We start from the raw sequence: 24,327 nt of genomic DNA on the forward strand, positions 1-24,327 counted from the left end.
AGATGGTCCTGGCCGACACGCGGTCCGTCCGGCACGCGGCAGCCGACGATGACAGGGGTGCCGACCGCGACGAGGGCACGCGCCACCTGTGCGCCGCCGCCCACCTCAGCCGCGACTTCGCCGACGCGGCCCTCCAGGAGCTGCTGGTCGAGCCGACCCGGCCGGCCGCGCCCGCGCCCGGGGTGGACACCTCGGCCGTGCTCACCGAGGCGCTCGCGGCCCGGCTGCGCACGGACGTCGTCGACGTGCTGGTGCTCGTGCTGCTGGGCCTGACGCTGTACTTCTCGGTGTCGCTCGCGGTGGTGTGGATCACCATCGCGGTGCTGCTGAGCCTGCCGAAGATCATCCGGGTCTGGCTCGCGGCACGGGCCAGGCGCGGCGACACCCGCCCGGTCCGGCCCGTGCGCATGGGCATCACCGTCCTCACCCTCGTGCTGTCCATCGGACCGGTGGTCACCATGATCGGCGGCGACCCCGAAGGCACCGCGGAGGACGCGTTCGAGGACGTGGTCGGCCTCTCGCTGCTGGCGGCGGCGCTGGTCGTGCTGCTGGCCAACCGGCTGGTCGTCGCGCACCACGTGACCGCGCGCTTCGGTCCGCTGCGCGGCTCCGCGCCGCATCCCGTCGACCGCGCCCTGCTGCGCCTGGCGCCCGCTCTCGCCCGGCGCATCGCGGAACGCCACGGCGCGGCCACCCGCGTCGCGCCCGGTGCGTCCGAAGAGGACGGTCTCGTGCCGCTTGTGGTGCACCGCGGCTACCAGCCGTTCGTCGGCGCGGGCGACATCCACGAGCCGTGGACCGTCGCCGTGCCGCTCGAACGCCGGTCCGACGTGCCGAGAACCGACGTCACCCTCGGCACCTCGACGCTCCTGGACGGCATCACGGCCAAGGTCACCGACCTGCGGACCGCGTCGCTGCTCGCGCCGAGCGGCCGGCTCGGCGCGCTCAAGGTGGACGACTACGTCGTGGTCGCCGCGCAGGGCCTGGTGGACCACCTTCCCGACCGGGTCTCGGCGCACTACCTGCGCCGGCCCGGCGAGCCGCCCTACACGCATGTGTCCCGGGCGCACGCGCACGAGCTGCGTGACAACCCGCTGGAGTGGTCCCGCTTCTACCGCCGGTTCGCGGTGGAGACCTGGGACCGCGACCTCGTGCTGTCCGTGTTCGTGCACGTGGCGATGGACGAGTCCACGCTGTACCTGGAGTGGACACCGTGCGTGCTGCGGCCGATCAGCTCCGAGCTCAAGTCCGTGGACGCCGAGCCGGCGTCGGCGTGGGTGCCGGTGGGCCGTGCCCTCAAGGACCTCGTGCTGCTGCCCGCGAGCGCGTTGTCCCGCATCGTGCGGCTCACCACGCACCCGCGCCCCAGTGCCCAGGCGGGCGCACGGGTGGACGCCGACAAGTACGGCTCCCTGATGACGCTGCGGGAGATGGCGGCCGACGTTGAGCTGCACAGCTACTTCCAGCAGGCCGACGTCGAGCGCTACACACACCTGCTGCGCACGCGCGTCACGCTGGCCGTGGCGGAGATCCTGCGTGACGCGGGCTACCACACGGCGTCGTTCGACCAGCAGGCCCAGTCGATCGTCAACAACACCGTCAACACGGTCACCGTCACCGAGGGCGGCACGCTGACCGGGCACGTGCTGCAGGCCGGGTCGCTGAACGGAGACATCGACATCACCGGCTGACGGTGATCCACTCGCGACGGTTCTCGGGCAGAGTGGTGCGCATGTACCCGGAGATCGAACCGTACGACCAGGGCCTGCTCGACGTCGGCGACGGCAACCGCGTCTACTGGGAGGTGTGCGGCAACCCCTACGGCAAGCCCGTGGTGTTCCTGCACGGCGGGCCCGGCGGTGGTTGCGCGCCCGTGCACCGCAGGTTGTTCGACCCGGCCGCGTACCGGATCGTGCTGATCGACCAGCGCGGCTGCGGGCGGTCGCTGCCGCACGCGTCCGAGCCCGGCACGGATCTGTCGGACAACACCACCTGGCACCTGGTGTCCGACCTGGAGAAGGTCCGCGAGCACCTGGGCGTCGACCGGTGGCAGGTGTTCGGCGGGTCGTGGGGGTCGACGCTGGCGCTGGCGTACGCCGAGACGCACCCGGACCGGGTGACCGAGCTGGTGCTGCGGGGCGTCTTCACGTTGCGGCGCAAGGAACTCGACTGGTACTACGGCGGCGGCGCCGGGTTCCTGTTCCCGGAGCTGTGGGAGCAGGTCGTGTCGCGCGTGCCCGAGGGCGCCGACGTGATCGAGACCTACGGGCGGCTGCTGGACGACCCCGACCCGGCCGTGCGCGAACCGGCCGCGGTGGCGTGGAGCGTGTGGGAGGGGTCGACGGTCACCCTGCTGCCCCGGCCGGAGCTGGTGGAGATGTTCGCGCGGCCCCGGTACGCGGTGGCGTTCGCGCGGATCGAGAACCACTACTTCCGGCACGGCGGGTGGTTGGAGGAAGGGCAGCTGCTGCGTGACGCGGGGAAGCTCGCGGGCATCCCCGGCGTGATCGTGCAGGGCCGCTACGACCTGGCCACCCCCGCTGTGACGGCCTGGGACCTGCACCGGGCGTGGCCGGGGTCGGAGCTGGTGATCGTGCCGGACGGCGGGCACGCGTTCGACGAGCCGGGCGTGCTGCGCGCGTTGCTCGCGGCGACCGACCGGTTCAAGGCGGTGTGATCCGGCCCATCCGCGCTTGGACTCGCGGCACCGGGTGCGACCAGACTCCGGTGCGTGGAACTGCGACCGGTGACACCGGACAACGTCAAGGCGGCCTGTGCGATGGAGGTCGAGCCGGGGCAGGAGCGATTCGTGGCGTCCGTCGCGGAGTCGCTCGCCGAGGCCTACGCGCAGCCGAGCGTCGCGTGGCCACGGCTGGTCTACGACGGTGAGCGGCTCGTCGGGTTCCTGATGGGCGGGTTCGACCCCGACAGCCCGGTCGACTACTTCCGGTGCGGCATCTGGCGGCTCGCCGTGGCGGCCGGTCGGCAGGGCGCCGGGTACGGGCGGTTCGCGGTCGAGGCGTTCGGCGCCGAGGCACGTCGGCGCGGCGCGGACCGGATCACCGTGCTGTGGGTGCCGGGACCCGGCGGGCCCGAGGGGTTCTACCTGCGCTGCGGGTTCACGCCGACCGGGCAGGAGTTCCACGGGCAGGTGGTCGGCGAACGGTTCCTCACGGCCTGAGCGCGGTCTCCAAGGCGTGCCGCGCCTCTACGAGCGACGGGCCGTACCAGGTCAGGTAGCGCCCCGAGACGTGCACGGGACGCAGGCCCGGGAAGAACTGCGGGCCGTCGTCCGGGGTGAACAGGTACGGCTCGTCGGGCAGCACGACCAAGTCGGCGTCCTGCAGCTCGCGCAACTCGGGGCGGGGGTAGCGCTCGGGGTGGTCGGCGAAGGCGTTGACCACGCCGAGGCGCAGCAGCACGTCGCCGGCGAACGTGTCCCGACCCAGCACCACCCACGGCTTGCGCCACACCGGGACCACGGCCCGCGTCCACGGCGGCGTCATCTCGCGCCACAGCCGTTCGGCCTCGACCAGCCACTCCGGTTCCACGTCCCACGCCGTGCCGAGCAAGCGGCGCAGCGAGCCCAGCGCGGCGGGCACGGTGGCGGGCGCGGCGGTCACCCACACCGGGATGCCGTCGGCACGCAGCCGTGCCACGTCCTCCGGCCGGTTCTCCTCGCTGTTGGCCAGCACCAGGTCCGGGCGCAGCGCCAGCACCCGGTCCACCTTCGGGTACTTCGAGCCACCGACGCGGGTGACCTCCAGGTCCGGCGGGTGCGTGCAGTAGTCCGTGGCCCCGATCAGGACGGCCGGGTCGACGGCCCCGGTGACCAGCGCTTCGGTCAGCGACGGCACCAGGCTGACCACGCGCGTCGGCGGGCCGGGCAGCGGGACCGGCTCGCCGAGGTCGTCGACCGGCAGCATCAGATGTCGGTGATCTTCAGGCCGGCGTGCGCCTTGTAGCGGCGGTTGATCGCGATGAGGTTCGCGGTGAACGCCTCCACCTGGTGCGCGTTGCGCAGCCGTCCGCCGTAGACGCCACGGAAGCCCGGGATCGTCTCGGCCAGCGCGCGGACCAGGTCGGTCGCCTCGCGGTCGTCACCCAGGACCAGCACGTCGTTGTCCACGGCCTCGACGGTCAGGTCGGCCAGGGTGACCGCGGAGACGTGGTGGAACGCGGCCGTGACGCGGGAGTCCGGCAGGAGCGCGGCGGCCTGCTGCGCGGCGCTGCCCTCCGGCACGGGCAGCGCGAACGGGCCCTGCTTGTCGAAGCCGAGCGGGTTCACGCAGTCGATCACGACCTTGCCGCGCAGCGGTTCGCGCAGCGACGCCACGGTGTCCGCGTGCCCGTCCCACGGCACCGCGATCAGCACCACGTCCGCCTGCTCGGCGCAGCCCTCGTTGTCGGCGCCGCTGACGTGCCCGACCCCGGCCTGCGACCGCACCTCCTCGGCGGCGGCCTCGGCGCGGTCGGCGTTGCGGGAGCCGATGACGACCTTCAAGCCCGCCTTGGCCCAGCGCAGCGCCAAGCCCTTGCCCTGCGCCCCGGTCCCGCCCAGCACCCCGACCGCGAGCTCACGAATATCAGTCACCCGGCCATCACAGCACACCCGCTCCGGGCGGGCCCGCCGATCGCGTGCGTGATCACAACCGTTCGAAGACGACCTTCCGGCGCTCCGGGTCGGCCTCCACCAGGCGCACCGCGATCCGTTCGCCTTCCGGCAGGTTCTCGCCCGTGCAGCGGCCCATCACCGGCGGTTGGGCGACGAAGACGTCCGCGCCGTTGGCGTCCGCCCGCAGCACCACCGCCTCGAACCGCTGCCCCACCCGGTCGGCCAGCACCCACGCCTCGACCTGGTCCAGGCACGCCCGGTCGACCTTGCTCGCCACCGCGTCCGAACCGCCCATCAGACCGGGCAGCAGGGGCAACGCCTTGGCCAGCCACCCGGGCACGTCCTGCCCCGCCGTGACGGCCAGGCACACCTCGGTGGCGAAGCGGTCCACCAGCCGGCGCAGCGGCGCGGTCACGTGCGCGTAAGGCGCGGCCAGGCCCGCGTGCGTGGAGACGGCGGGCACCTCGCCGTTGAACGCCGTGTAGCCCGCGCCGCGCAGCAGCCGGGTCGCGTCCACGAACAGCGCCAACGCCTCCGGGCGGCTCGGGTCCAGGCCCGCGAGCAGCCGTGACGGGGTCATGCCGGCCGGCCACGGCACGCCGAGCGCGTGCGCGGACCGCCGCAACGCGTCCACCGCGCCGTCGTCCGCGTCGGGCAGCGTGCGCAGCACACCGACCTTGGCGTCGATCATGATCTTGGCCGCGGACATGCCGGTGAGCAGGGAGATCTCCGCGTTCCAGGAGTCGACGTCGGCGCGCGGCCGGACCGCGAGCTTCCAGTCCCCGTCCCCGTTCGGCACGATCTCCTGCTCCGGCAGCTGCAGCTCGACGGCGCCGCGCTCGACCGCTCGTTCCCGCCGCAACCGGCCGAAGTCGGGCAGCGCCTCGATCGACGGGTGCGGCGTGCCCGCGTCGAACTGCGCCTGCACGCCCTCGTAGTCGAACTGCGCGGTCGAGCGCACCACCGCCCGCCGCACCCGCACCTCGACCGGCTCGCCGTCCGGCCCGCACTCGAACGTCCACAGCACCGAGGGCCGCGTCTGCCCCGGCAGCAGGCTCGCCGCGCCCTCCGACAGCACCGGCGGGTGCAGCGGCACGTTGCCGTCGGGCAGGTACAGCGTCTGACCGCGCTTGCGCACCTCGGTGTCCAGCGCGCCGCCGGGCACCACGAACGCGCCCAGGTCGGCGATCGCGTAGTGCACCCGGAACCCGGACCCGACCCGCTCCACCAGCAGCGCCTGGTCCAGGTCCTTCGCGCCGGGCGGGTCGATCGTCACGAACGGCAGGTCGGTCGCGTCCTCGCGGTCGGCCAGGCCCACGTCGCGCGACACCGCGGCCTGCGCCTCGGCCAGCGCGTCCGCCGGGAACTCCTCGGGCAGGCCGAACTCGGTCCGGATGCCGCCGAAGTCCAGGTCCGCTCGGCCGGTGCGGATCACCATGGGGTGCACCCTAAGCCGGCCTCAGCGCTTGCCCCAGTCCTTATCGGCCTTGTCCTCGGCTTTCGTCCGCTCCCGCGCCAGCTCCAGCGCGCGCTGCGCCGTGGCCTCGTCCGGGTAGGGGCCCATGCGGTCCCCGCCCCGGCAGCCCACACCGTGCTCGACCGTCTGGTGGGTCAGGCAGTAGTACCAAGCGTTCGGGTCAGAAGCCATGCACCCAGGTTTCCATGCGCCGCAGCGCATGTCATGTTCACCGCTGCGGCGGACGGGGCGCCTGCACCGGGACGGGACCCGACTGCGGGTAGGTGGGCTGCGGCACGACCGGCGGCGGCTGGGGGAACCCGCGCGGCGGCGTGTTCTGGTTGGCGTTGGCGAACTCGCCCGGGATCGGGTCGAGCACCGACACCAGCACCGTCTTGTGCTCCGGGTCGGTGATCAGCGCGCCGGAGCGGTCCCGGTAGACCAGCTCGCCGTCCGAGTCGATCTCCACGATCGCGCCCACCTCGGCCAGCTGGTCCTCGTCCAGGTCCACCAGCCGTTCCACCCGGGACGGCACCACCCGGTACACGGGCCAGTTGAGGTGCGCGTACGTGCGGTGGAAGTCGGCGAGCAGGTGCGCCATCTGCTGCTGCCACGGCAGCGGCATGGCCTCGACCAGCGACCGCGGCAGCACCGCGTACGACTGGTCGGTGCCCGGCGGCCGGCTGTTCAGGTAGTCCCGCGTCGGCGTGCTCGACGCGGGCGGCCCGGCGTGGCGCTGGATGGGTTCGTGGTTGAACACCGTCGTGCCTCCCTACACGCCCGGCCGGACGGCCAGTGGCATCAACTCGTGGTAGTCCCAGTTCACCTTGCTGATCTTCACCACGTCACCGGTCTGCGGCGCGTGGATGTACTCGTCGTTGCCCAGGTACATCGCCACGTGGTGGACGGTGACCGGGTCGGCCGGGTTGGTGGCCCAGAAGATCAGGTCACCGGCCTTGGCCTCCCGCACGGGCAGGTACGCGCCGCCGGACATGTACTGGTCGTTCGCCACCCGCGGGATCTTCACGCCCGCCGCGCCGAACGCCTTGACCAGGATGCCGGAGCAGTCCCACGCGTCCGGGCCGTTGCCGCCCCACAGGTACGGCTCACCGAGCTGCTGCTTGGTGAACTCGATCGCGGTGCCCGCCGCGTTCGACGCGAGCAGGTACTCGCCGACGCTCTCGCCGCAGCCCGCCGGGTCGCTGACGTCGCCTTCCTTGCTGATCAGGAACGCCGCCATGGCCTCCCAGTTGTGGTACCGGTCGGGGAACGCCGACCGCTCCACGTCCTGGGCCGAGTCACCCGGCCGCTGCTCCTCCCAGTCCGGCAGCTTGAGCAGCACGTCGTAGAACTTGTTGATCGCGTACTGGGGGTCGGTGACCTGCTGGGGCGTGCCCCAGCCCATCGACGGGCGCATCTGGAAGATGCCGAGCGAGTCGCGGTCGCCGTAGTCGAGGCTGCGCAGCCCCGACTCGGTCATGCCCGCCTGGATCGCGACCTGCCACGCCAGCGGCGGCAGCTTGCGCTCGCGGCCGATGGAGATGATGTTGGCGACGGTGGTGCGCTGCTCGTCGGTGAGCCGGTCCGCCTCCCGGCGGCCCTTCTCCTCGCCGCCGCCACCCCACGGGCCGATCGAGGCGTTGCAGCTCGCCATGCGGATGCCGGCGGCTTCCTCCGACGGGGTGTTCTCGCTGAGCACGGTGGACACGCCGTTGGTCACGGTCACGGCGACCACGGCCACCACCGCGACGACCAAGAGCCCGATCTTGAGCATGTCACCCCACCTTGGTCCAGTCGGTCACGACCCAGCCCTCGGGGAGCTTCGCCACCGTGACGATCAGCTTGCCGTCCTCCAGCCGGGCCTCGAACTCCGCCGACGCGGTGAACGACTTGATGGCCTTGACCGGTTCGTCGATCACCGCGGGCACGTTCGCCGGGTCGACCGACTCCAGCGCGGGGAACTTCTCGTTCGAGGTGTGCGGCTTCAGCCCGGCCAGCCACTGCTCCTTGGTCGTCTTGCCCGGCTGGAACGCGCTGAACGCGTCGACCCACATGTCGGCGACCAGTTGCGCGTTCGGGTTCACCGGCGCCGAGCTGGGCGCGGCGGTGGGGCTCTGCGCCTTCGTCGGCAGCGCGGTGGACGTGACGGTGGGCAGCACGCCGACCTGCGTGCCGTTGCCGCCCGTCACGACGGTGGACGTGGTCCCCGCCGTGCTGCCGGTCGGCTGCGGCTTGATCGCGTTCGGGATGACCACGCTGATCGTCGTGACCAGGACGGTCACGCCGACGATCGAGGCCACGAGGTGGCGGGGCGAGCGCAACGGCCAGCCCCACAGGCGTCGGTACACGGCCGCTCGGCCGCGATTGGTTCGGATCGGCATCAGCTGTCCCTGACCTCAAGCCCGCGTGACGGCCGGTAGATCACGTGGACCTGCCGTCCCGCCACGACCTCCGTCTCGGCGCGACGCGGCCCCGGCACGGTCGTCGGCGCGTCCACGACCCGGCCGTTGACGCGCGACGGCACCAGCACCGCGTCGTCCACCCGGTCGTAGTTCCGGTCGGAGACGGGCGGCGCGTCGACCACCCTGGACCGCCCGGACGGCAACGCCGCCTGCCCGGCGTACCCGCCCACCGGCAACGCCGCCGCGCCGTTCCCGCTGACGCCGACACCCAACTCGCCCACGCTGTTCCCGGCCCGGTCCAACCGCTGCGCGGTGGCGGCCACGGGGTTGGCCGCCTCGGGCCGCACCCGCCGCCGGTCCCGCTGCGGCACCTCGGGCCCGTCCGGGTCCGCGTCGCGCACGGTGTCCCAGAACTCCTCCTGCGGCGAGGGCCCTTCCTTCTTCTTCCGCAACCGGGACAGCACGCCGCCGCGCATGGGCAGCGCGTTGCTGGCCGAGCCGACCGACATCTCGACCATCTGCCACATCCGGCGCAGCGGTTTGCCGACCATGAAGCAGACGATCGTGAGCATCAGCGCGAGCAACGTCCTGGTGAGCAGGGACAACCCGGTCGCGTTGAAGATCGCTTGGAGCAGCAGCGCGTGCGTGCCCGCCAGCACCGCGAGCACCAGCACGTTGAACACCGTCACGGCCGCCGCGCGAGCGACCTTGCGCAGCAGGTCGTGGTGGATCAGCGCGACCAGGCCGATGAGCGGACCTGCCAGCGTGAGCACCCGCAGCAGCAGTTGGGCAAGCAGCACCGCGGCCTTCGCGAACAGCTGGAACAACGAGAACGCGACGGCTTGCAGCAACGACAGGAACCCGGCGCCGGTCCGGCCGCCGTCCTCGCCGGTGAAGTAGCCCTTCGCCGTGCCGAGCTGCGCGTAGATGTTCTTGTACTCGGCCTTCTTGGCGTCGAGCGCGGCCTGGTCGCCGTCCTTGTGCTCGGCGATCTCCTGCACCGTCCACGCCTGCGCGGCCAGCAACTTCTTGTCGAGGTCCGGACCGCCGTCCTTCTCGTCCTTCGCCTGCGGCGCGTCGGGCGAGCCGAACTCGCCGCGCAGCCAGCTCTGGTAGACGACGGTGTCGTGCAGCTGCGACGGCAGCACGTCGAGGTTGTCCTTGCCCGGGTCCACGCTGATGAACCCGGCTTGGATCTCGGAGGTCTTGGTGACCAGGGTGCTGTCGAGCAGGTTGTAGAACTGCGGCAGCGCCAGGGTCGAGGTCGCCAGCCACATCGCGGCCAGCGCCCACAGCCCGCGTTTGCTGATCGACGCCAGGTCGCCCTGCCAGATCTGGCGGAACATCAACACCGCCAGGATCAACGCGACCAGGCCGAACCAGCGCAGGTAGACGTTGTCGTAGACCTGCTGGACGCCGGTCTTCACCGCCTCGTCCAGCGGTTGCAGCAGACCCTGGCCGACGACGGTGTAGTGCAGGGCGTTCGTCGCGCCGACGATGTTCTTGCCGACGTTGAACAGCTCGTTGCCCATCCAGGTGTCCAGCACCGGGGTGGCGTTGGGCACCAGGCACTTCTCCTGGTAGGTGTGCCAGACCATGCCCGCGTACCCGTGGTTCAGGTACGGCGTGTCCGGCAGGCCGTTGCCGATCGGCGGGTCGATCGCGCCGACCATGCCCGACCCAGGCCGCTCGGGGTTGGGCGCTTCACCGCACGGCGCGGCGCTGGCGGGCGTGGCGCCGATGACGACCTGGAGGCCGATGATCGCCACCACCACGGCCATCGCACGCCACCGGGCGCGCGCTGGTCGGCCGTGTGCCTCCGCGTGCTCTTGAGCGTGTCTGAAACGCCGTCGCGCGTAGAGCGCGACGGCGACCAGCGCCACCAGCAGCAGTGTGCTCATGCGCGTACCTCGCTCGCGGTGGCGAGCGGACGTGTCCGCGATCCGTGCGCGAGCCCGTTCATGCGACGCCTTCCCGGCCCGGTCGGCGGTTTCCTCCCTCGCCGTGCGCCGAGTCGACCAGCTCGTCGGTCAGGCCGACCTCCAGGTCGGCGGCCAGCTCGTCGTCGTACTCGTCGGTGTACTGCTCGGCGTACGCGAACGGGTCCTGCGGTGGGGAGGAGACCTCCACCTCGGTCGACTCCGAGCCCTCGCGCAAGGCGTCCGGCGTGGTGTCGAGGGAGTTGCGCAGGTGCTCCAGGTGCGGTCCGGAGAAGTCGATGCGGATCCGCTCCACGCCGCCCGCGCCGTCGCCGAAGATGAACTGCCGCGGCGCGCGGTCGCGTTCGAGGTTGGTGCGGACACCGCCCGGGCGACGGCCCAGTGACGCCACGACCTGCTCGTAGCCCGCCCCGATCGGCACCTTGAGCAGGCGCAACGCGTCGGCCTGGGCCTGGTCGTCGTCCAACCGGCCGACGAACACCGAGTCGAGCAGCGTGACGAAGCCCTGGATCTTCAGGAAGTCCGCCGGGATCTGCGACGACAGCAGCACGCGGACGTTCCACTTGCGCGAGTCGCGGGCGAACCGGTTCATCAGCACGCGACCCGTCGGCACCTCGGACAGGAAGAACGCCTCGTCGATCCAGACGCCCTTGCGCAGGTCCTTGGGCCGCTCGTAGATCGACCGCTGGGTCAGCCACGCGGCGAGGTTCAGCATCTCGACGCCGAGCGCTTCCGCGTCCGTCCAGTGCTCGCGGCCGACGCCGTCCTTCGGCAGGTTCAGGCCCGCCATGGTCAGCACGGTCAGCCGGTCGTCACGCGCCTCGTTGTACGGGTCCAGGTCCTGCTCGGGGATGAGCAGCGACATGCGCTCCCGCATCTCGTCGAGGAAGTCCGCCACGACGACCGCGTGCTCGTGGTGCTCCGACGCGTCCCGCCGCAACGCCTCGAACACCATGCCGGGGTGCGCGTCGGGCCGGCCGCCGACCGTGCGGACGGCGCGCAGCAGCACGATCCGGGTCTGCGGCAGCCGGGCGACCTCGAACGGCAGCAGGCCGGACAGCACGTCCAGCACGAGGCGGCGCCGGGTGGCCGCGGCCAACGCGCGTTCACGCCGCCACGCCCGTTCCGGGTCCTCCTCGTCCATGAAGTGGTCGAGCTGCGGCTCGGCCACCACCCGGTACGGGTTGAGGATGCCCGCCTGCGCGTTGAGCAGGTTGATCGGCCGCGCGTACGGCTTGAGCTCGGGCAGCTCGCACAGCGCCGCCAGCGGACCGGACGGGTCGAGCAGCGTCCAGTGCGCCCCGGCGCGCAACGTCTTGTAGACGATGCCGCCGCCGAGGAACGACTTGCCCGCGCCCAGCCCGGCGACCATCGCGGTCAGGCCGGACGAGTCGCGCAGCTCCTGCGCCATCCACGGGTCCCACGCCACCGGGCGGCGGGTCGCGGTCACCGTCTCACCGAGCAGGATGCCGCGGCGGTCGCCCACCTCGGCCGTCGCGGTCGGCACGGCGGACGCCGCCCACAGCACCGAGCCGCGCCGCAGGTAGGCCGACGACGACAGCGGCTCGCCCGGGATGAACTCCCGCGCGATCGCGTACTGCGCCTCGGGGTGCTCGATGGCCACCTTCGGCTTGTAGAGGTCGAGCAGGCCCTGCGCCAGCCGCAGCGCCTCGCGCTCGGTCGGCCCGGACACCGCGAGCCGCCACCAGCTGCGCACCCGCGTGCCCAGCGCGGTGAAGCCCGACGTCATCTCGTCGTCGATCTCCAGCACCCGGGACGCCTGGCGCGCCAACGACTGCGGCGGGTCAAGCTCGTGCTCGTCGGTGTAGTGGCGCACCTGCGAGCGGACCTTGCTCATCTGCCGCTGCAGCTCGCCGGACACCTCTTCGGGACGCCGCACGTAGATCCGCGCCGACCACTCCACGGCCGCGGGCAGCCGGTCGGAGCGCTGCACCCACGGGTCGTCCTGCTCGGGGATCTGCAAACCGTGCATCAGGCCGACGGTGAGCACGGCGACGTGCCGCTTGATGCCCGCGTTCGACCCCGTGCGGCCGCGCACGGTGACCGTCGGGGCGTACGGCTCCTGGTGGAAGTCGGCCGCGTCGGTGAACGACGCCAGGTCCTCCGGCTCCCACGGCGCGCCGGGCACGGCGGGCAGGTTGCGCGGCGCGGGCAGGCCCAGCGAGCACGACCGGTGCATCAGCCAGGACATCTCCTCGGCCGTGGCCGGGCGGCCCTCAAGGCCGGCGGAGCCGATCACCTGGTCGAGGTGGTCGATCTCGGACTCGATCGCGACCAGCTCGGCGTCCACCGCGTCCGGGAAGACCTTGCGCAGCACGGGCGCGGCGCGTTCGACCGCGCGGTCCATCATGTTGCGGGTCTGCACCTGGACGCCGAGGTAGACCTCCTTCTCGGCCATCGACCGGCCCATCAGCTGCTGCTGCTCGCCGACCATGTAGTCGTCGAAGCTCAGTGTGCCGGGGGTGTCCGGGAGCCGCCGCACGGCGTTGTGCACGTGCGCCTCGGCCCACATCCGGATCGGGTACGGCCGGTTCGTCACGCGCAGGTGCATCCAGCGGCCCTGCAGCTCGGCGTACTGGCCCGCGATCGCCGCGATCAGGTCCTGGCGCTGCGAGTCCGACCGGAACGACCAGCGCTGCGGCGCGAGCCGGTACCAGGCGTAGACCTCCTGGCCGGTGCGCAGCAGGTGGCCGTCGATGCTGCGGGCCGAGATCGACGGTGTGTAGCTCGGCACGGCCTGCTCGCCCGGCAAGCGGCGACCGCGCTTGCTGTAGACCTTGCGGTCGTCGCGCCCCGCAGCCGCGTGCTGGGCCACGTGCGCAGCGGATCGTCGGTCACGGTCACGCCGGCGTCCGAACACCGCGCACCTCCTTCTGACGGCGGTCTTGCTGCGTGCGGTGCTGGGATCGGGTGGCGGCGCTCGCGCGTTTCGCACCCTTCTTGGGACGTTTGCGCGGGCGGTGCGCGGACACGCGGATCCGCGCGGCGCTGGCCGCGCCGCCCCGGCCCGACGTCGTCTCCCGCGGCGAGGTCAGTTCACGCACCCACATCGCCACGACCGACGACAGCGGGCGCTCGTGGCTGATCCGCGCGCAGATGAACCTGGTCAGGGCGATCGTGATCACGAAGCCCCAGCCGGTGTTGATGAAGTCGAACCCGAAGCCCACCTGCCGCTGGACAGCCGTCACCAGCAGGAAGACCACGATGCCGACACCCCACGCGACGTACCGCGCACGCCAGGGGAAGGTTGCTTTGGGCGGGCCGAGCCAGACGGCGTCGACCCGGTAGACCTCGTCGTCAGTGCGTACCCGCAAGGGTCACCCGCCGGTGAACAGGCCGGCGATCCACTGGCCGATGTTCGCGCCCGCGTTCGTGGTGACGGCCAAGCCGATGATCGCCAACGCGATGATGACGCCGCCCAGGCGGCGCATGACCCCGGCGTTGTCGCCCTTGCCTCCGCCGAGCCAGAGCAGCAGGACCGCGACGGTCAGCAAGAGGAGGGGAACCAGGTTGTCGAGGATCCACTGGCGCACCCCGCCTGTGCCCAAAGCGGGCGGCTGCTGGGCGAGTGTTACCAGGGTCATGGCGGTCATCTCGTACTCCTGAGTACGCAGGACTTCGCCGGGCGGGCCGAGGGGTGCCCGTCCGGTTGGTGCGCTATCGAGTAGAACACGTCTTCGTCACGAGGTGTATCGGTCGGCTAGCGGTGGGTAGATCAATAACCGTTCCCCTGGCAGTCGATTACGTCTAATCTGACCACAGACATCATCGTTCGGGGGGAGCCGGTGGAGAACCGACGTCCCCGGATTCTCCCGATTGCTGAGATAGTTCACCCGCCTGCGAACCCCCTGGTCACGCACAGTGTGCACGACCTCCAGCCCTCTCCCCGCCGGCCACGACGACTCCCCCGTCCGGCCGAACGGCGGGCACCCGAACGGTCCGCAGGCCGGAGTGACGACGCCGAGGAGGCTCGCCGATGACCCAGCCGCCCGAGGCCGCGCCCGAACCAGCCACCGGAGTGAACGAAATCACCGTCTCCGTGGCCGTCTCGGGCGATGATCAGGTTACCGGTGAGGACCGGCAAACCGGGCGGCGGGTGCAGCGGACGGTCAACTTCGACCAGGACGTGCTGGAGCGGGCGCGGGCGGCGGCGACCTACCTGGCGGCGTACGAGGCGGAGGCCGGCGTGCGCAGCCTGGCCGACATCGTGAACCCGGCCGTCGAGGCGTACGTGGCCGAGCTGGAGCGCCGCTTCAACGGCGGCGCGGCGTTCCGCCCGGTGTTCCGGATGCCGCCCGGCCGCCCCGCCCGCCGCGCCTGACCCGCCTCGCCTGACCCGGCGGCCTCGTCCGACCCGGCGGCTTCGTGGGACACGCGGGACGGGGCCCCTTCCCACCCCCAGGTGCGGAAGGGACCCCGTCTGCTCAGCGGGTCAGCTGGTGCCGGAGATCCGCCAGTAGCCGGACGTCGGCAGGGTGTCCGGGCCGACCGGCCCCTTGTTCCAGAAGTAGTCGTTGAAGTTGGCCAGGCCACCGCCGCCGATCGGGCCCATGGTCGCCCACCGCACCGACGCCGGCTGGGTGTCGATCGACGCCTGCGCCCACGCGTCGCGGACCTTCATCGGCTTGTTCCAGAACAGGAACGGCTTGCGCACCAGGTAGTTCGCGAACTTCCCGCCGTGCACGGCGGAGTGGTACGAGACGGTGTCGAAGCTGTTGATCTGGTGCAGCCCGCGGAACGCCCGGCCCCAGCGCGTCGCCCAGCTCTGACCGCCCGACGTGCCCTGCAGGATCGAGCAGGTGAACAGGCTCATCCACTCGACGTCCCGGTTGCCCCAGCGCGCGTCGTTGTTGGACAGGAACGTGTCGGTGTTGCTGCTGCACCCGGCGAACGAGAAGCCGGTCGGCGAGCCGTGCCCCTGCCAGTACGTCATGTCGACGTCGTCGGCGTAGAGCTGGTCCTGGCCGCCGGGGAAGACCGGGTCCTTGAAGTCCCGCTCCCAGGCGTTCTGGTTGACCCAGCTGAACTGCACCGGCACGCCGGCGGCGGTGAACCGGTTGTTGAACGACGCCAGGTTGTTCGCCGTCCACGGCAGGCCGGAGCACGGGCCGGTGCCCTCGCTGCCGACGTCGATCCGGGTGGTCCACTGCGGCGTGAACGAGCCCTGCTCGCGCGGCGGGTCCACCGGGCCGGGCTCGGGCAGCCGCGCGTCGACGGCGGCGCCGACGATCACGGCCTGGACGGACGCGCCGTCGGAGTTCACGCCGTCGCAGCGGAACCCGGGCTCCAGCCGGTCGACCTTCTCGGCCAGCGGCGGCGCCTCGTACACGTACGACACGTCGGTCGGCCGCACGCTCGACCCGAGCACCTTCGCGCACCGCTCCAGGCCCTCGTCCAGGCCCAGCACCGGCACGCTGCCGGTCTTCACCAGGTCACGGGTGGCGTAGGTGAGCCCGGCGACGGCGCCCTGGCCGTCGAACGCGACCCGCAGCTTGGCGCCCGGCCCCTCCAGCGGCACGCCGTCGAGGGTGAAGGCGAACGACACCGCGGTGTCCAGCGGCGCGGTCAGGACCGCCTTCTGGTTCGCGTCGACGATCTCGAACGTCGTCTGGCCGGCGGTCGGCGTGGCGTCGGCGGGCAGCAGGCCGATCCCGCGCAGGGTTTCGAGGGTCCGCTTGGTGGCGTCCTCGACCGGGATGGCGCGCAGGCGTCTCAGGGCTTCGACGTCGAGCGCCGTCTGCGCGGTCTCGGCGCCGTCCTCGTCCGGCTTGCCCGCGCCCAGGTCCAGGCCGGGCACGCGCAGGTAGGTCGACTCGTCGGCGAACGACACCGAACCGTCCTCGGCGAGCTGGACGTCCTTGAGGCCGAACGCGCGCTGCAGGGCGACGGCCTCGTCCGGGGTGCGCCCGACGGACCGGACCTCGTACACCGGCATCTCCGCGGACGCCGCGGTGGCCGTGCCGGTGGAGCCGGTGATCGCCGCCGCGCCCATCAGGCCGGTGAGGGCGAGCCAGGTGGTGGCACGCCTCCTGTTGGTGGACATGTGTTTCCCTCCTCGTGGTACCGCGGGACAGGGCCGCGGTCTGCGAGGAGGACTCCGGTCGGACGTGACTGATACCGACAACCACTCGAACGGCCTCACTTGTGTAACACCGTTGGCACGCAAGGGATGTATAGGCGGACGGGTAGGTCCGAACGGACAGTTGGACCGAATGCCGCAGGGCGGGAATGGCCGGAATGGCCGACACGGCCGGAAAGGGCGGATGAGCCGGCATGTAAGCCGGATTCTGTTCCCGGGCGCCTCGCGGCGGTCCCGTTCGGCGGCCATCCATCTCGGCCTGCCGTTGCCGACAGGCTCTTGCGGCCTACCCGCAGGCATCGGGCGGGCAGCCCTCGAACGCCTGCGCAGGTGCCCTGAGGCACCCTCTTGGCCTTGCTCCGGGTGGGGTTTACCTAGCCGCTCCCGTCACCGGGAGCGCTGGTGGTCTCTTACACCACCGTTTCACCCTTACCCCGACTCGCGCCGGGGCGGTCTGTTCTCTGTGGCACTGTCCCGAGGGTCGCCCCTGGTTGCCGTTGACAACCACCCTGCCCTGTGGAGTCCGGACTTTCCTCGGCGACGGAGCTTTCACACCGTCGACGCGGCCGCCCTGCCGACTCATCCGCCGCACCAGGATACCGGCGGCTTCCCAGGCTGTGGAACCAGGGCCGGGAAACCTTGTCGCGATGTGGGCTTGCTGCTCTACTCGAAACCATGGCAGGAATCGGGGGACTCACCCGCCGCCGGCACGTCGACTTCGGCCGCACCGCCGCCGCGATCTGTTGTCGCTGACAGTTTTTACCTCGCACTCCGAGCCTTTTCTCGAAAGGTGTCAGCGAACCATGTCCTCCATTCTGATGATTTCCGGCGGCCCGTCGCCGACGTCCCGGACCGGCGTCGTCGTCTCGCACGTCGAAGAGCTGCTGCGCGGGACCGGGCACGAGGTGCGCACCGTGCACGTGCGGCAACTGCCGACGTTGCCGCTGCTCACCGAGGACTTGAGAGACCCGGAGATCGGTGACGCGGTCGCCGCGGTGCTGCGCGCGGACGGCATCGTGGTGGCCAGCCCCGTCTACCGCGCCGCCTACAGCGGTCTGGTGAAAGCGCTGGTCGACCTGCTGCCGAAGAAGGCGTTGCGCGGCCGGGTCATCCTGCCCCTGGCCACCGGCGGCAGCCAGGGATTCCTGGTCGCGATGGACTACGCGCTGAAACCGCTGCTCGCGGGCAAAGGCGCCGATTCGGTGCTGCGCGGCGAATTCGTGCTCGACCCGGACATCGCGGGCGGGACCATCGCGCCGAAAGCCGCCGAGGCGATTCGCGACGCGGTGGACCGGTTCGCGCTGGCCGTCGAGGACGCCCGGTTCCGGCGCGAGCGCGCCAGGCTGCGCCCCGCCGGCTAGCCGAGGTGCGACGTGTCGTTGACCAGCCGCACGGAGGCGTGCCCGTCGGGGTAGAACTCGACCACCGACAGCGACGCGAGGTCGAGGTGCAGCCGGAACAGCAGCGACGGGCCGACGTCCAGCGCCATCCGCAGCAGCGCCTTGATCGGCGTGACGTGGCTGACCACGACGACGTTCGCGCCGCCGAAGCGGGACACGATCGCGTTGCGCGCCCGCCGCACCCGGTGGTGCACCTGGTCGAAGCTCTCGCCGCCGGGCGTCGGCACGGACGGGTCGCCCAGCCACCGCCGGTGCACGTCGGGGTCGCGTTCGGCGGCCTCGGTGAAGGTGAGCCCCTCCCACGCGCCGAAGTCGGTCTCGATCAGGTCGTCGTCCCACGACAGCTCGGCGCCGGTCGCCGACGCCACCGCCTGCGCCGTCTCCCGCGCCCGGCCCAGCGGCGACGAGACGACCGCGGTCAGGCCCTCGACCTTGGCCAGCCGCCGTGCCGCGGCCTCGGCCTGCCCGCGTCCGACGTCGGTCAGCGGCGGGTTGCCGCGCCCGGAGTAGCGGCGGGCCACCGACAGCTCGGTCTGCCCGTGCCGCAGCAGGTACAGCCGGGTCGGCTCGCCGACCGCGCCGGTCCACGACACCGGTGACTGGGTCGCCGCCGTGTCGGGCTGCTGGGGCTCCGGCTGCTGGGGTTCGCGCCGCACGGGCTCGGCCTTCTCCGGCCTCGGGACACCCGCCTGCTCGTCCATCGCCTGGTTGGCCAGCCGGTCGGCCCGCTGGTTGCGCTCGCGCGGGATCCACTCGTAGCTCACCCGGTCGAACGCCCGCGCCACCTCGCGGGCCTGCGCGACCAGCGGCTGCATGGACGGGTGCTTGACCTTCCACCGGCCGGACATCTGCTCGACCACGAGCTTGGAGTCCATCCGCACGGCCACGTCCGACGCGCCCAGCTCGGCCGCCGCCCGCAGCCCCGCGATGAGCCCCTGGTACTCGGCGACGTTGTTGGTGACGACGCCGAGACCCGCGGACCGCTCGGCCAGCACCGCGCCCGACTCGTCCAGCACGACGGCCCCGTACCCGGCGGGCCCGGGGTTGCCGCGCGAGCCGCCGTCGGCCTCGACGACGACCCTCACAGCCCCGATTCCCCGGTCCGCACCATGATCGCGCCGCACTCCTCGCACTGGACGACCTCGTCCGGCGCGGCATCCTTGACCTGGGCGAACGCGTTGCGGTCCAGCTCGATGCGGCACGCGCCGCAACGCCGTGACTGCAGCAGCGCCGCGCCGATGTTCTTCTGCTTGCGCACCCGCTCGTAGAGCGCCAGCAGCGGCTCGGGGAACTGGCCGGTCATCCGCTCGCGGTCGGCGGCGCGCTTGGTCTCGGTCGACTCCAGGTCGGCCAGCGCGCTGTCCCGGCGGCGTGCCGCGTCGGACAGCGCCTCCTGCGCCTTGTCCAGCGAGACGCGGGCGTGCTGGATGTCGGCTTCGACGGCCTCGCGGCGTTCCATCAGCTCCAGCAGGTCGTCCTCGAGGGCGGCGCGGCGGCGGCCGAGGGTGGCCAGCTCGTGCTCCAGGTCGGTGAGCTGCTTGGCGCCGACGGCCCCGCCCTGGAGCAGCTTGCGGTCGCGCTCCTCGCGGGCGCGGACCTGGTCGATCTCGGTCTCCTGCCGCTTGACCTCGCGGTTCAGGTCGCCCAGGGTCGTCTCGATCGTGGTCAGCGCGTCCTGCTTGGCGCGGAACTGCTTCTCCGCCTCGGCGATCTCCGCGATCTCGGGCAGCGTGCGGCGCCGATGGGTGACGCGCGACAGTTCGGCGTCGACCTGCGCGAGGTCGAGCAGCCTGCGCTGCACGGCGGGATCGGCTTTCACTGATGTCCTCCTGTTCGGCTCGTCACGCCTACGGTCCACGGGTCGGTCCGGCGGGTCGAGACGAGGACTTCGACCGTACCGCCGAAGGCGGTGCGCACGACGTGCGCCGCCTGTCCGCACCACGGCTGCTCACTGGCCCAGTGCGCCACGTCGACCAGCGCGGGGCCGCCCGCGGCCAGGTGCTCGCCCGCCGGGTGGTGGCGCAGGTCCGCGGTGACGTAGGCGTCCACGCCCGCGCGTGCCGCGGCGGTCAGGTAGCTGTCGCCGGCTCCGCCGCACACCGCGACCCGCCGGATCGGCCGGTCCTCGTCGCCCGCGGCGCGCACGCCCCACGCCGTCGCGGGCAGGGCTTCGGCGACGCGCCGGGCGAAGTCGCGCAGCGGTTCGGGCCGGTCGAGTTCGCCGATCCGGCCGATGCCGGTGCCGGGGTCGTCGTCGGCGGGCACCAAGGGGCCGGTGACGCGCAGGCCGAGGGCTTCGGCGAGGGCGTCCGAGACGCCCGGGTTGGCCACGTCGGCGTTGGTGTGGGCGGTGTAGAGGGCGACGCCGGCGCGGATGAGCCGGTGGACCAGCCCGCCCTTCGGGTCGTCGGCGGGCACGCCCGTGACGCCGCGCAGCATCAGCGGGTGGTGCGCCACGATCAGCTGCGCGCCCACTTCCAGCGCCTCGTCCACTGTGGACTCGACGGGGTCGACGCAGAACAGCGCCTTCGACACGGGTTCGGCGCGGTCGCCGCAGACGAGGCCGACGGCGTCCCACGACTCGGCGGTCGCGGGCGGGTAGGCGGCTTCCAGGACGGCCAGCACGTCCCCGAGCGTCGTCACAGCTCCTCCAGCACGACTCGCAGCGCGTCCACCAGCAGGGCGAACTCCTCGGGCGCGCGGACCGCGACCCGCACGTGGTCGGCGGTCAGGCCGGGGAACGTGTCACCGCGCCGCACCGCGATCCCCTTGTCCCGCAACGCCTCCCGCACCCGCCGACCCTGCGGCACGCGCAGCAGCGCGAACGGCGCGTCCGGCGGCACGACCACCAGGTCGCCGAGCTGCGCGACGGCGTGCGCGGTGTGCTCCCGAGCCTCCCGCGCCAACGCCTCGGCCTCCGCCACGGCGGACGGCTCGCAGCACGCCGTGACGGCTTCCAGCACCAGGCTGCCCACCGGCCACTGCGGTCGGGGCAGCGCGAGCCGGGCCAGCAGCTCCGGCGCGCCGAGCAGGTAGCCCGCGCGCAGGCCCGCCAGGCCCCACGTCTTCGTCAGGCTGCGCAGCACCAGCAGCCCGGGCACGTCGGCGCGGCCGGCCAGCGACTCCGGCTCGCCGGGCACGGTGTCGGCGAACGCCTCGTCCACCACCAGCACCCGACCCGGCCTGCTCAGCGACGCCACGACCTCCGCCGGGTGCAGCACGGACGTCGGGTTGGTCGGGTTGCCCAGCACCACGAGGTCGGCCTCGTCGGGCACCAGGTCGGCGCGCAGCCCGTAGCCGTCCTCGGGCCACAGCTGCACCCGCTGCACGGGCACGCCCGCGTCCCGCAACGCGACCTCGGGCTCGGTGAACGACGGGTGCACCACGGCGGCCAGGCACGGGTGCAGGTTCGGCAGCAGCGCGAAGCCCTCCGCGGCGCCGTTGAGGATCAACACCTCGTCGGGGGTGCGGCCGTGCCTCGCGGCGACGGCGGCGCGGGCGCGTTCGTCGGCGGCGGCGGCCGGGTAGGAGCCGAGGCCGTCGAGGGCGGCGACCAGCCGGTCGCGCAGCCACGCGGGCGGTGCGGGCATCCGCACGTTCACCGCGAAGTCCGCGAGCCCGGGCGCGGCGTCGACGTCCCCGTGGTGGCGCAGCAGCGCCCGGCCGGAATCCTGGCTGGTCATCGCCGCGAGTCTAGGCGATCAGCGTCGTCACCCGATCTGGGAGGCGGCCCAGTCCAGGTAGGCGCCGGGCAGCTCGCGCAGGATGTCGAGCGCCTCGGAGTCGGGCAGGTCCGGCAGCGCCCGCACCGCCTGCGCGGCCAGCGACGTGCAGTGCGCGAGCGTGTCGGCGACCAGGCTGGTCTGGCGCAGCTCCGCGAGCAGGCCGGTCAGCTCGGCGTCCGTCAGCTCACGGCCGCGTTCGGCGAGCAGCGCGCGCTGGTCGTCGGTCAACGCCCTCAGCAGCGGGAACGTGTAGACGCCCTGGCGGATGTCGTTGCCGACCGGTTTGCCCAGCCGCTGCGAGGTGGACGCCAGGTCAAGCAGGTCGTCGAGGATCTGGAACATCAGCCCGAACAACGCGCCGAACCGGGCCATGGCGTCGGTGGTCGCCTCGTCGGCGTCGCCGCAGTGCGCGGCCAGCACGCAGCCGACCTCGAACAACGCGCCCGTCTTCAGCTCGATGGACCGCAGCGCGTTGTCCGGGCGCCGGTTCACGTCGTACAGGTCGACGACCTCCAGCACCTGCCCCTCGACCAGGTCGGTCACCGCCTGGGCGAGCCTGCTCGCGGCGAACGGCGAGATCCGGTCCAGCGCGGCCTGGCTGGCACGGGCCAGCATGAAGTCGCCGACCAGCACGGCGGGGCCGGTGCCCCAGTCCGCGTTGACCGTGCGCACGCCGCGCCGCTCCTCGGCGTTGTCCATCAGGTCGTCGTGCACCAGCGAGCCGGCGTGCAGCAGCTCGACGCAGGCGGCGGCGGTGACCGCCTTGTCGGTGATGCCGCCGGACACGGCCAGCGACCCGGCCAGGACCAGCACCGAGCGCAGCCGCTTGCCTCCGGCCGCCGTGATGCGGCCGGAGAAGGTGTTCACGATCGGCAAGGACGACGACGTCGCCAAAACCCGGATCTCGTCCTCGACCCTCGGCAACGCGCGGGCGAGCGCCGGCATGGTCGGCATGGTCGACTGCGCCTGGTTCGACGACTGCACTGTGGACACACCGTGATCGTCGCGCGCCGCACCTGAGAGCCCGCTGAGACGGCCGCGAGGGCATCGCCGTCAGGGCATTCCACCCGTCAGGGCATCCAGCCGTCAGGGCATCGCCGTCGTCAGAGGAACGAGATGGCGACCGCGAAGCACAGCAGGGCGAGGCTCAGCACCAGCTTGACGGGCGAGGTCACCTCGTACCTGGTCTCGCGGCACAGGAGCGGCTCGGTCACCACCGGTTGCCGACCTGTCCCGGCCTCGACCGCGTCGACCGGCCTGCCGGCGCGGTCCTCCAGTGCGACATCCGTTCCGAATTGGACGGACGGACCCGCCGCACGCCACATGTGCAAGTCATTCGCGTTCCTTCCCGACACATTCCCCACGCCTTTGGCGTCGGAATCGCGGGCAGACCCGTTACTCGATAACACGCTTTCGGAGACTCTCTTCCGCTGCTGAGAGCAGTCGGTCCCGGTCCTGCCGCGCCCGTTGCTTACGTTCACGCTCACGCACCCATGCTCGCACGTCGTCGGCACCCAAGCCGACCGCCTCCCGGTAGAAATCGTCCTCGAACCACCACCACACCCGAATGCCGTAGCGGGCAATGCGCACAGGCTGTTCCCGACGCAACACGTCGAGTGACGGGAAATCCGCGACCAGCACCGGAGGACACCCCGTGCCGACGAAGAAATACCTTTTCCGGAACACGAAACGGCCATGGGTGAAGAATCCGGCGTTCGGGTCGGGCGCCGGTCCACCAGGCGATGTCACGGGCCGTGGTCGGGCGAACGCGGGCGTCTCCGGCCACGACCGACGGCGCACCGCCACCACCACTCCGACGGCCGCCAAGACCGCGAGCACCACGACGACACCGACAACGACCCCGGACATGCTTGGACCCCCAACGCGAGCGGTCGTGGGGCGCCCAACCTGGCAGACTCCCCTGCCGTGACGCTGACCGTCTCGTTCATCTGCACCGGCAACATCTGCCGTTCCCCCGTGGCCGCGATCATATTCCGCGAGCACCTGCGCCGGGCGGGCCTGGGTGATCTTGTCGAGGTGACCAGCGCGGGCACCGGCGGCTGGCACGTCGGCGACCCGGCCGACCCGCGCGCGGCGAGGTCGTTGGCCGACAACGGCTACCCGACCGAACACCGCGCCGCCCAGGTCGACGACAACCACTTGGACGCGGACCTTCTGGTGGCATTGGACACGGGGCACGCGCGTGCGCTGCGGCGACTGGTCGGCGACCCGGAGCGGGTCCGACTGCTGCGCTCGTTCGACCCGGACGCGGATGGGGTGGATGTGCCCGATCCGTACTACGGCGACAAGGACGGCTTCGACCGTGTGGTGGAGATGGTCGAGGCCGCTGTGCCGGGGTTGTTGGGGTGGGTGCGTGAGCGTGTCTGACCTGCGTTGTCTGCTTTAAAAGCTTAAAAGCATGTCCTCGCCGGACGGGCAGATCAGCAGGATGACCCCCACTGCCCTGGTTCTGTGTCCGGGTCCGTCGTTGGTCCGGGCTCCGTGCCATCCCACCGACCTCCACAAGGGCTACCACACGTATCAAGGGGGGCGCAGCCCACAGTCGACGCCGACAGGCATCGGTGGACAGGCGCCCCCCTTGACACGCGCGGTAGGGCTGCGCCAGGTCGGCGGGATGACACGGAACCCTCGCTCTGAGGAAAAGAGCCGCCAGTGGACTGGTTCGGGG

At 72.1% G+C, this 24,327-nt stretch carries 24 protein-coding genes and 1 other RNA gene; 6 read left to right on the forward strand and 19 right to left on the reverse strand.

Going from position 1 to position 24,327, the window contains the following annotated elements; genetic code table 11:
- Positions 1-2 precede the first annotated feature (2 nt).
- The 3 genes from ADK67_RS38615 to ADK67_RS38625 are packed head-to-tail and all read left to right on the forward strand — an operon-like array spanning position 3 to position 3,181.
- Entirely contained in the window at positions 3-1,691 is a 1,689-nt protein-coding gene (locus ADK67_RS38615; protein ID WP_053721538.1) for a hypothetical protein, read from the forward strand.
- A gap of 41 nt (positions 1,692-1,732) precedes the next feature.
- Positions 1,733-2,677 (forward strand): prolyl aminopeptidase, encoded by a 945-nt coding sequence (pip, locus tag ADK67_RS38620; protein WP_053721559.1) that lies wholly within the window; start codon positions 1,733-1,735, stop codon positions 2,675-2,677.
- Between the two features lie 54 nt (positions 2,678-2,731).
- Complete coding sequence (locus ADK67_RS38625; RefSeq protein ID WP_442974226.1) at positions 2,732-3,181, forward strand: GNAT family N-acetyltransferase; 450 nt, start codon at positions 2,732-2,734, stop codon at positions 3,179-3,181.
- Here the strand turns inward: ADK67_RS38625 and ADK67_RS38630 are convergent.
- Genes ADK67_RS38630 through ADK67_RS38680 form a run of 11 tightly spaced genes read right to left on the reverse strand, consistent with a single transcriptional unit; the run spans position 3,171 to position 14,027 of the window.
- The gene (locus tag ADK67_RS38630; RefSeq protein WP_053721539.1) at positions 3,171-3,926 is read right to left on the reverse strand and encodes a helical backbone metal receptor; all 756 of its coding nucleotides are present in this window, start codon (positions 3,924-3,926) and stop codon (positions 3,171-3,173) included. The genes ADK67_RS38625 and ADK67_RS38630 overlap by 11 nt on opposite strands.
- Positions 3,926-4,594, reverse strand: a complete 669-nt coding sequence (gene npdG / locus ADK67_RS38635; protein WP_053721540.1) for an NADPH-dependent F420 reductase — start codon at positions 4,592-4,594, stop codon at positions 3,926-3,928. The genes ADK67_RS38630 and npdG overlap by 1 nt, the downstream gene beginning before the upstream one ends.
- Before the next feature lie 52 nt (positions 4,595-4,646).
- Positions 4,647-6,053, reverse strand: coding sequence for an RNB domain-containing ribonuclease (locus ADK67_RS38640; protein ID WP_157621351.1), 1,407 nt, complete (start codon positions 6,051-6,053; stop codon positions 4,647-4,649).
- Between the two features lie 21 nt (positions 6,054-6,074).
- The gene (locus tag ADK67_RS38645) at positions 6,075-6,263 is read right to left on the reverse strand and encodes a hypothetical protein (RefSeq protein WP_157621353.1); all 189 of its coding nucleotides are present in this window, start codon (positions 6,261-6,263) and stop codon (positions 6,075-6,077) included.
- Positions 6,264-6,300: 37 nt separating this feature from the next.
- Entirely contained in the window at positions 6,301-6,831 is a 531-nt protein-coding gene (locus tag ADK67_RS38650; RefSeq protein WP_053721542.1) for a hypothetical protein, read from the reverse strand.
- 12 nt (positions 6,832-6,843) lie between these two features.
- A complete protein-coding gene (locus ADK67_RS38655) occupies positions 6,844-7,845 on the reverse strand; it encodes a C40 family peptidase (RefSeq protein ID WP_053721543.1) in 1,002 nt (333 codons plus the stop codon).
- Position 7,846: 1 nt separating this feature from the next.
- Complete coding sequence (locus ADK67_RS38660; protein WP_053721544.1) at positions 7,847-8,452, reverse strand: hypothetical protein; 606 nt, start codon at positions 8,450-8,452, stop codon at positions 7,847-7,849.
- Entirely contained in the window at positions 8,452-10,374 is a 1,923-nt protein-coding gene (locus tag ADK67_RS38665; protein WP_053721545.1) for a hypothetical protein, read from the reverse strand. The genes ADK67_RS38660 and ADK67_RS38665 overlap by 1 nt, the downstream gene beginning before the upstream one ends.
- 58 nt (positions 10,375-10,432) lie before the next feature.
- The gene (locus ADK67_RS38670; protein WP_231648563.1) at positions 10,433-13,249 is read right to left on the reverse strand and encodes an ATP-binding protein; all 2,817 of its coding nucleotides are present in this window, start codon (positions 13,247-13,249) and stop codon (positions 10,433-10,435) included.
- A gap of 25 nt (positions 13,250-13,274) precedes the next feature.
- Positions 13,275-13,748 (reverse strand): hypothetical protein, encoded by a 474-nt coding sequence (locus tag ADK67_RS38675; protein WP_053721547.1) that lies wholly within the window; start codon positions 13,746-13,748, stop codon positions 13,275-13,277.
- 3 nt (positions 13,749-13,751) lie between these two features.
- Entirely contained in the window at positions 13,752-14,027 is a 276-nt protein-coding gene (locus tag ADK67_RS38680) for a hypothetical protein (protein WP_053721548.1), read from the reverse strand.
- Positions 14,028-14,410: 383 nt separating this feature from the next.
- Between ADK67_RS38680 and ADK67_RS38685 the strand changes: the two genes are divergently transcribed.
- On the forward strand, positions 14,411-14,755 hold the full coding sequence (locus tag ADK67_RS38685) for a hypothetical protein (RefSeq protein WP_053721549.1): 345 nt from the start codon (positions 14,411-14,413) through the stop codon (positions 14,753-14,755).
- Between the two features lie 111 nt (positions 14,756-14,866).
- Here ADK67_RS38685 and ADK67_RS38690 read toward each other — a convergent pair whose 3' ends face one another.
- Together ADK67_RS38690 and rnpB are read right to left on the reverse strand one after the other, a co-directional pair.
- Positions 14,867-16,477, reverse strand: a complete 1,611-nt coding sequence (locus tag ADK67_RS38690) for a DUF6345 domain-containing protein (protein WP_053721550.1) — start codon at positions 16,475-16,477, stop codon at positions 14,867-14,869.
- A 217-nt stretch (positions 16,478-16,694) separates the two neighbouring features.
- Positions 16,695-17,095: RNase P RNA component class A (gene rnpB, locus ADK67_RS38740), an RNA gene on the reverse strand.
- Positions 17,096-17,316: 221 nt separating this feature from the next.
- Between rnpB and ssuE the strand changes: the two genes are divergently transcribed.
- A complete protein-coding gene (ssuE, locus tag ADK67_RS38695; RefSeq protein WP_053721551.1) occupies positions 17,317-17,874 on the forward strand; it encodes an NADPH-dependent FMN reductase in 558 nt (185 codons plus the stop codon).
- On the opposite strand, the gene ADK67_RS38700 is transcribed toward ssuE, so the two are convergent.
- The 6 genes from ADK67_RS38700 to ADK67_RS54190 form a co-directional block, all read right to left on the reverse strand.
- Positions 17,871-18,998, reverse strand: coding sequence for a bifunctional RNase H/acid phosphatase (locus tag ADK67_RS38700; protein WP_053721552.1), 1,128 nt, complete (start codon positions 18,996-18,998; stop codon positions 17,871-17,873). The genes ssuE and ADK67_RS38700 overlap by 4 nt on opposite strands.
- Entirely contained in the window at positions 18,995-19,732 is a 738-nt protein-coding gene (locus ADK67_RS38705; protein ID WP_053721553.1) for a zinc ribbon domain-containing protein, read from the reverse strand. The genes ADK67_RS38700 and ADK67_RS38705 overlap by 4 nt, the downstream gene beginning before the upstream one ends.
- Positions 19,729-20,556 carry a Nif3-like dinuclear metal center hexameric protein gene (locus ADK67_RS38710; RefSeq protein WP_053721554.1) on the reverse strand — a complete coding sequence of 276 codons (828 nt, stop codon included), beginning with the start codon at positions 20,554-20,556 and terminating at the stop codon, positions 19,729-19,731. The genes ADK67_RS38705 and ADK67_RS38710 overlap by 4 nt, the downstream gene beginning before the upstream one ends.
- Positions 20,553-21,596, reverse strand: coding sequence for an Rv2231c family pyridoxal phosphate-dependent protein CobC (gene cobC / locus ADK67_RS38715; RefSeq protein WP_053721555.1), 1,044 nt, complete (start codon positions 21,594-21,596; stop codon positions 20,553-20,555). The genes ADK67_RS38710 and cobC overlap by 4 nt, the downstream gene beginning before the upstream one ends.
- Positions 21,597-21,623: 27 nt before the next feature.
- Positions 21,624-22,631, reverse strand: a complete 1,008-nt coding sequence (locus tag ADK67_RS38720) for a polyprenyl synthetase family protein (protein WP_231648564.1) — start codon at positions 22,629-22,631, stop codon at positions 21,624-21,626.
- A gap of 402 nt (positions 22,632-23,033) precedes the next feature.
- Positions 23,034-23,507 (reverse strand): hypothetical protein, encoded by a 474-nt coding sequence (locus ADK67_RS54190; protein ID WP_157621355.1) that lies wholly within the window; start codon positions 23,505-23,507, stop codon positions 23,034-23,036.
- Positions 23,508-23,570: 63 nt separating this feature from the next.
- On the opposite strand from ADK67_RS54190, the gene ADK67_RS38735 reads away from it, so the two are divergent.
- The gene (locus tag ADK67_RS38735) at positions 23,571-24,026 is read left to right on the forward strand and encodes a low molecular weight protein-tyrosine-phosphatase (RefSeq protein WP_053721563.1); all 456 of its coding nucleotides are present in this window, start codon (positions 23,571-23,573) and stop codon (positions 24,024-24,026) included.
- Positions 24,027-24,327: the final 301 nt, after the last annotated feature.

Origin of the sequence: Saccharothrix sp. NRRL B-16348, assembly GCF_001280085.1 — a bacterium.
GTDB lineage: Bacteria > Actinomycetota > Actinomycetes > Mycobacteriales > Pseudonocardiaceae > Actinosynnema.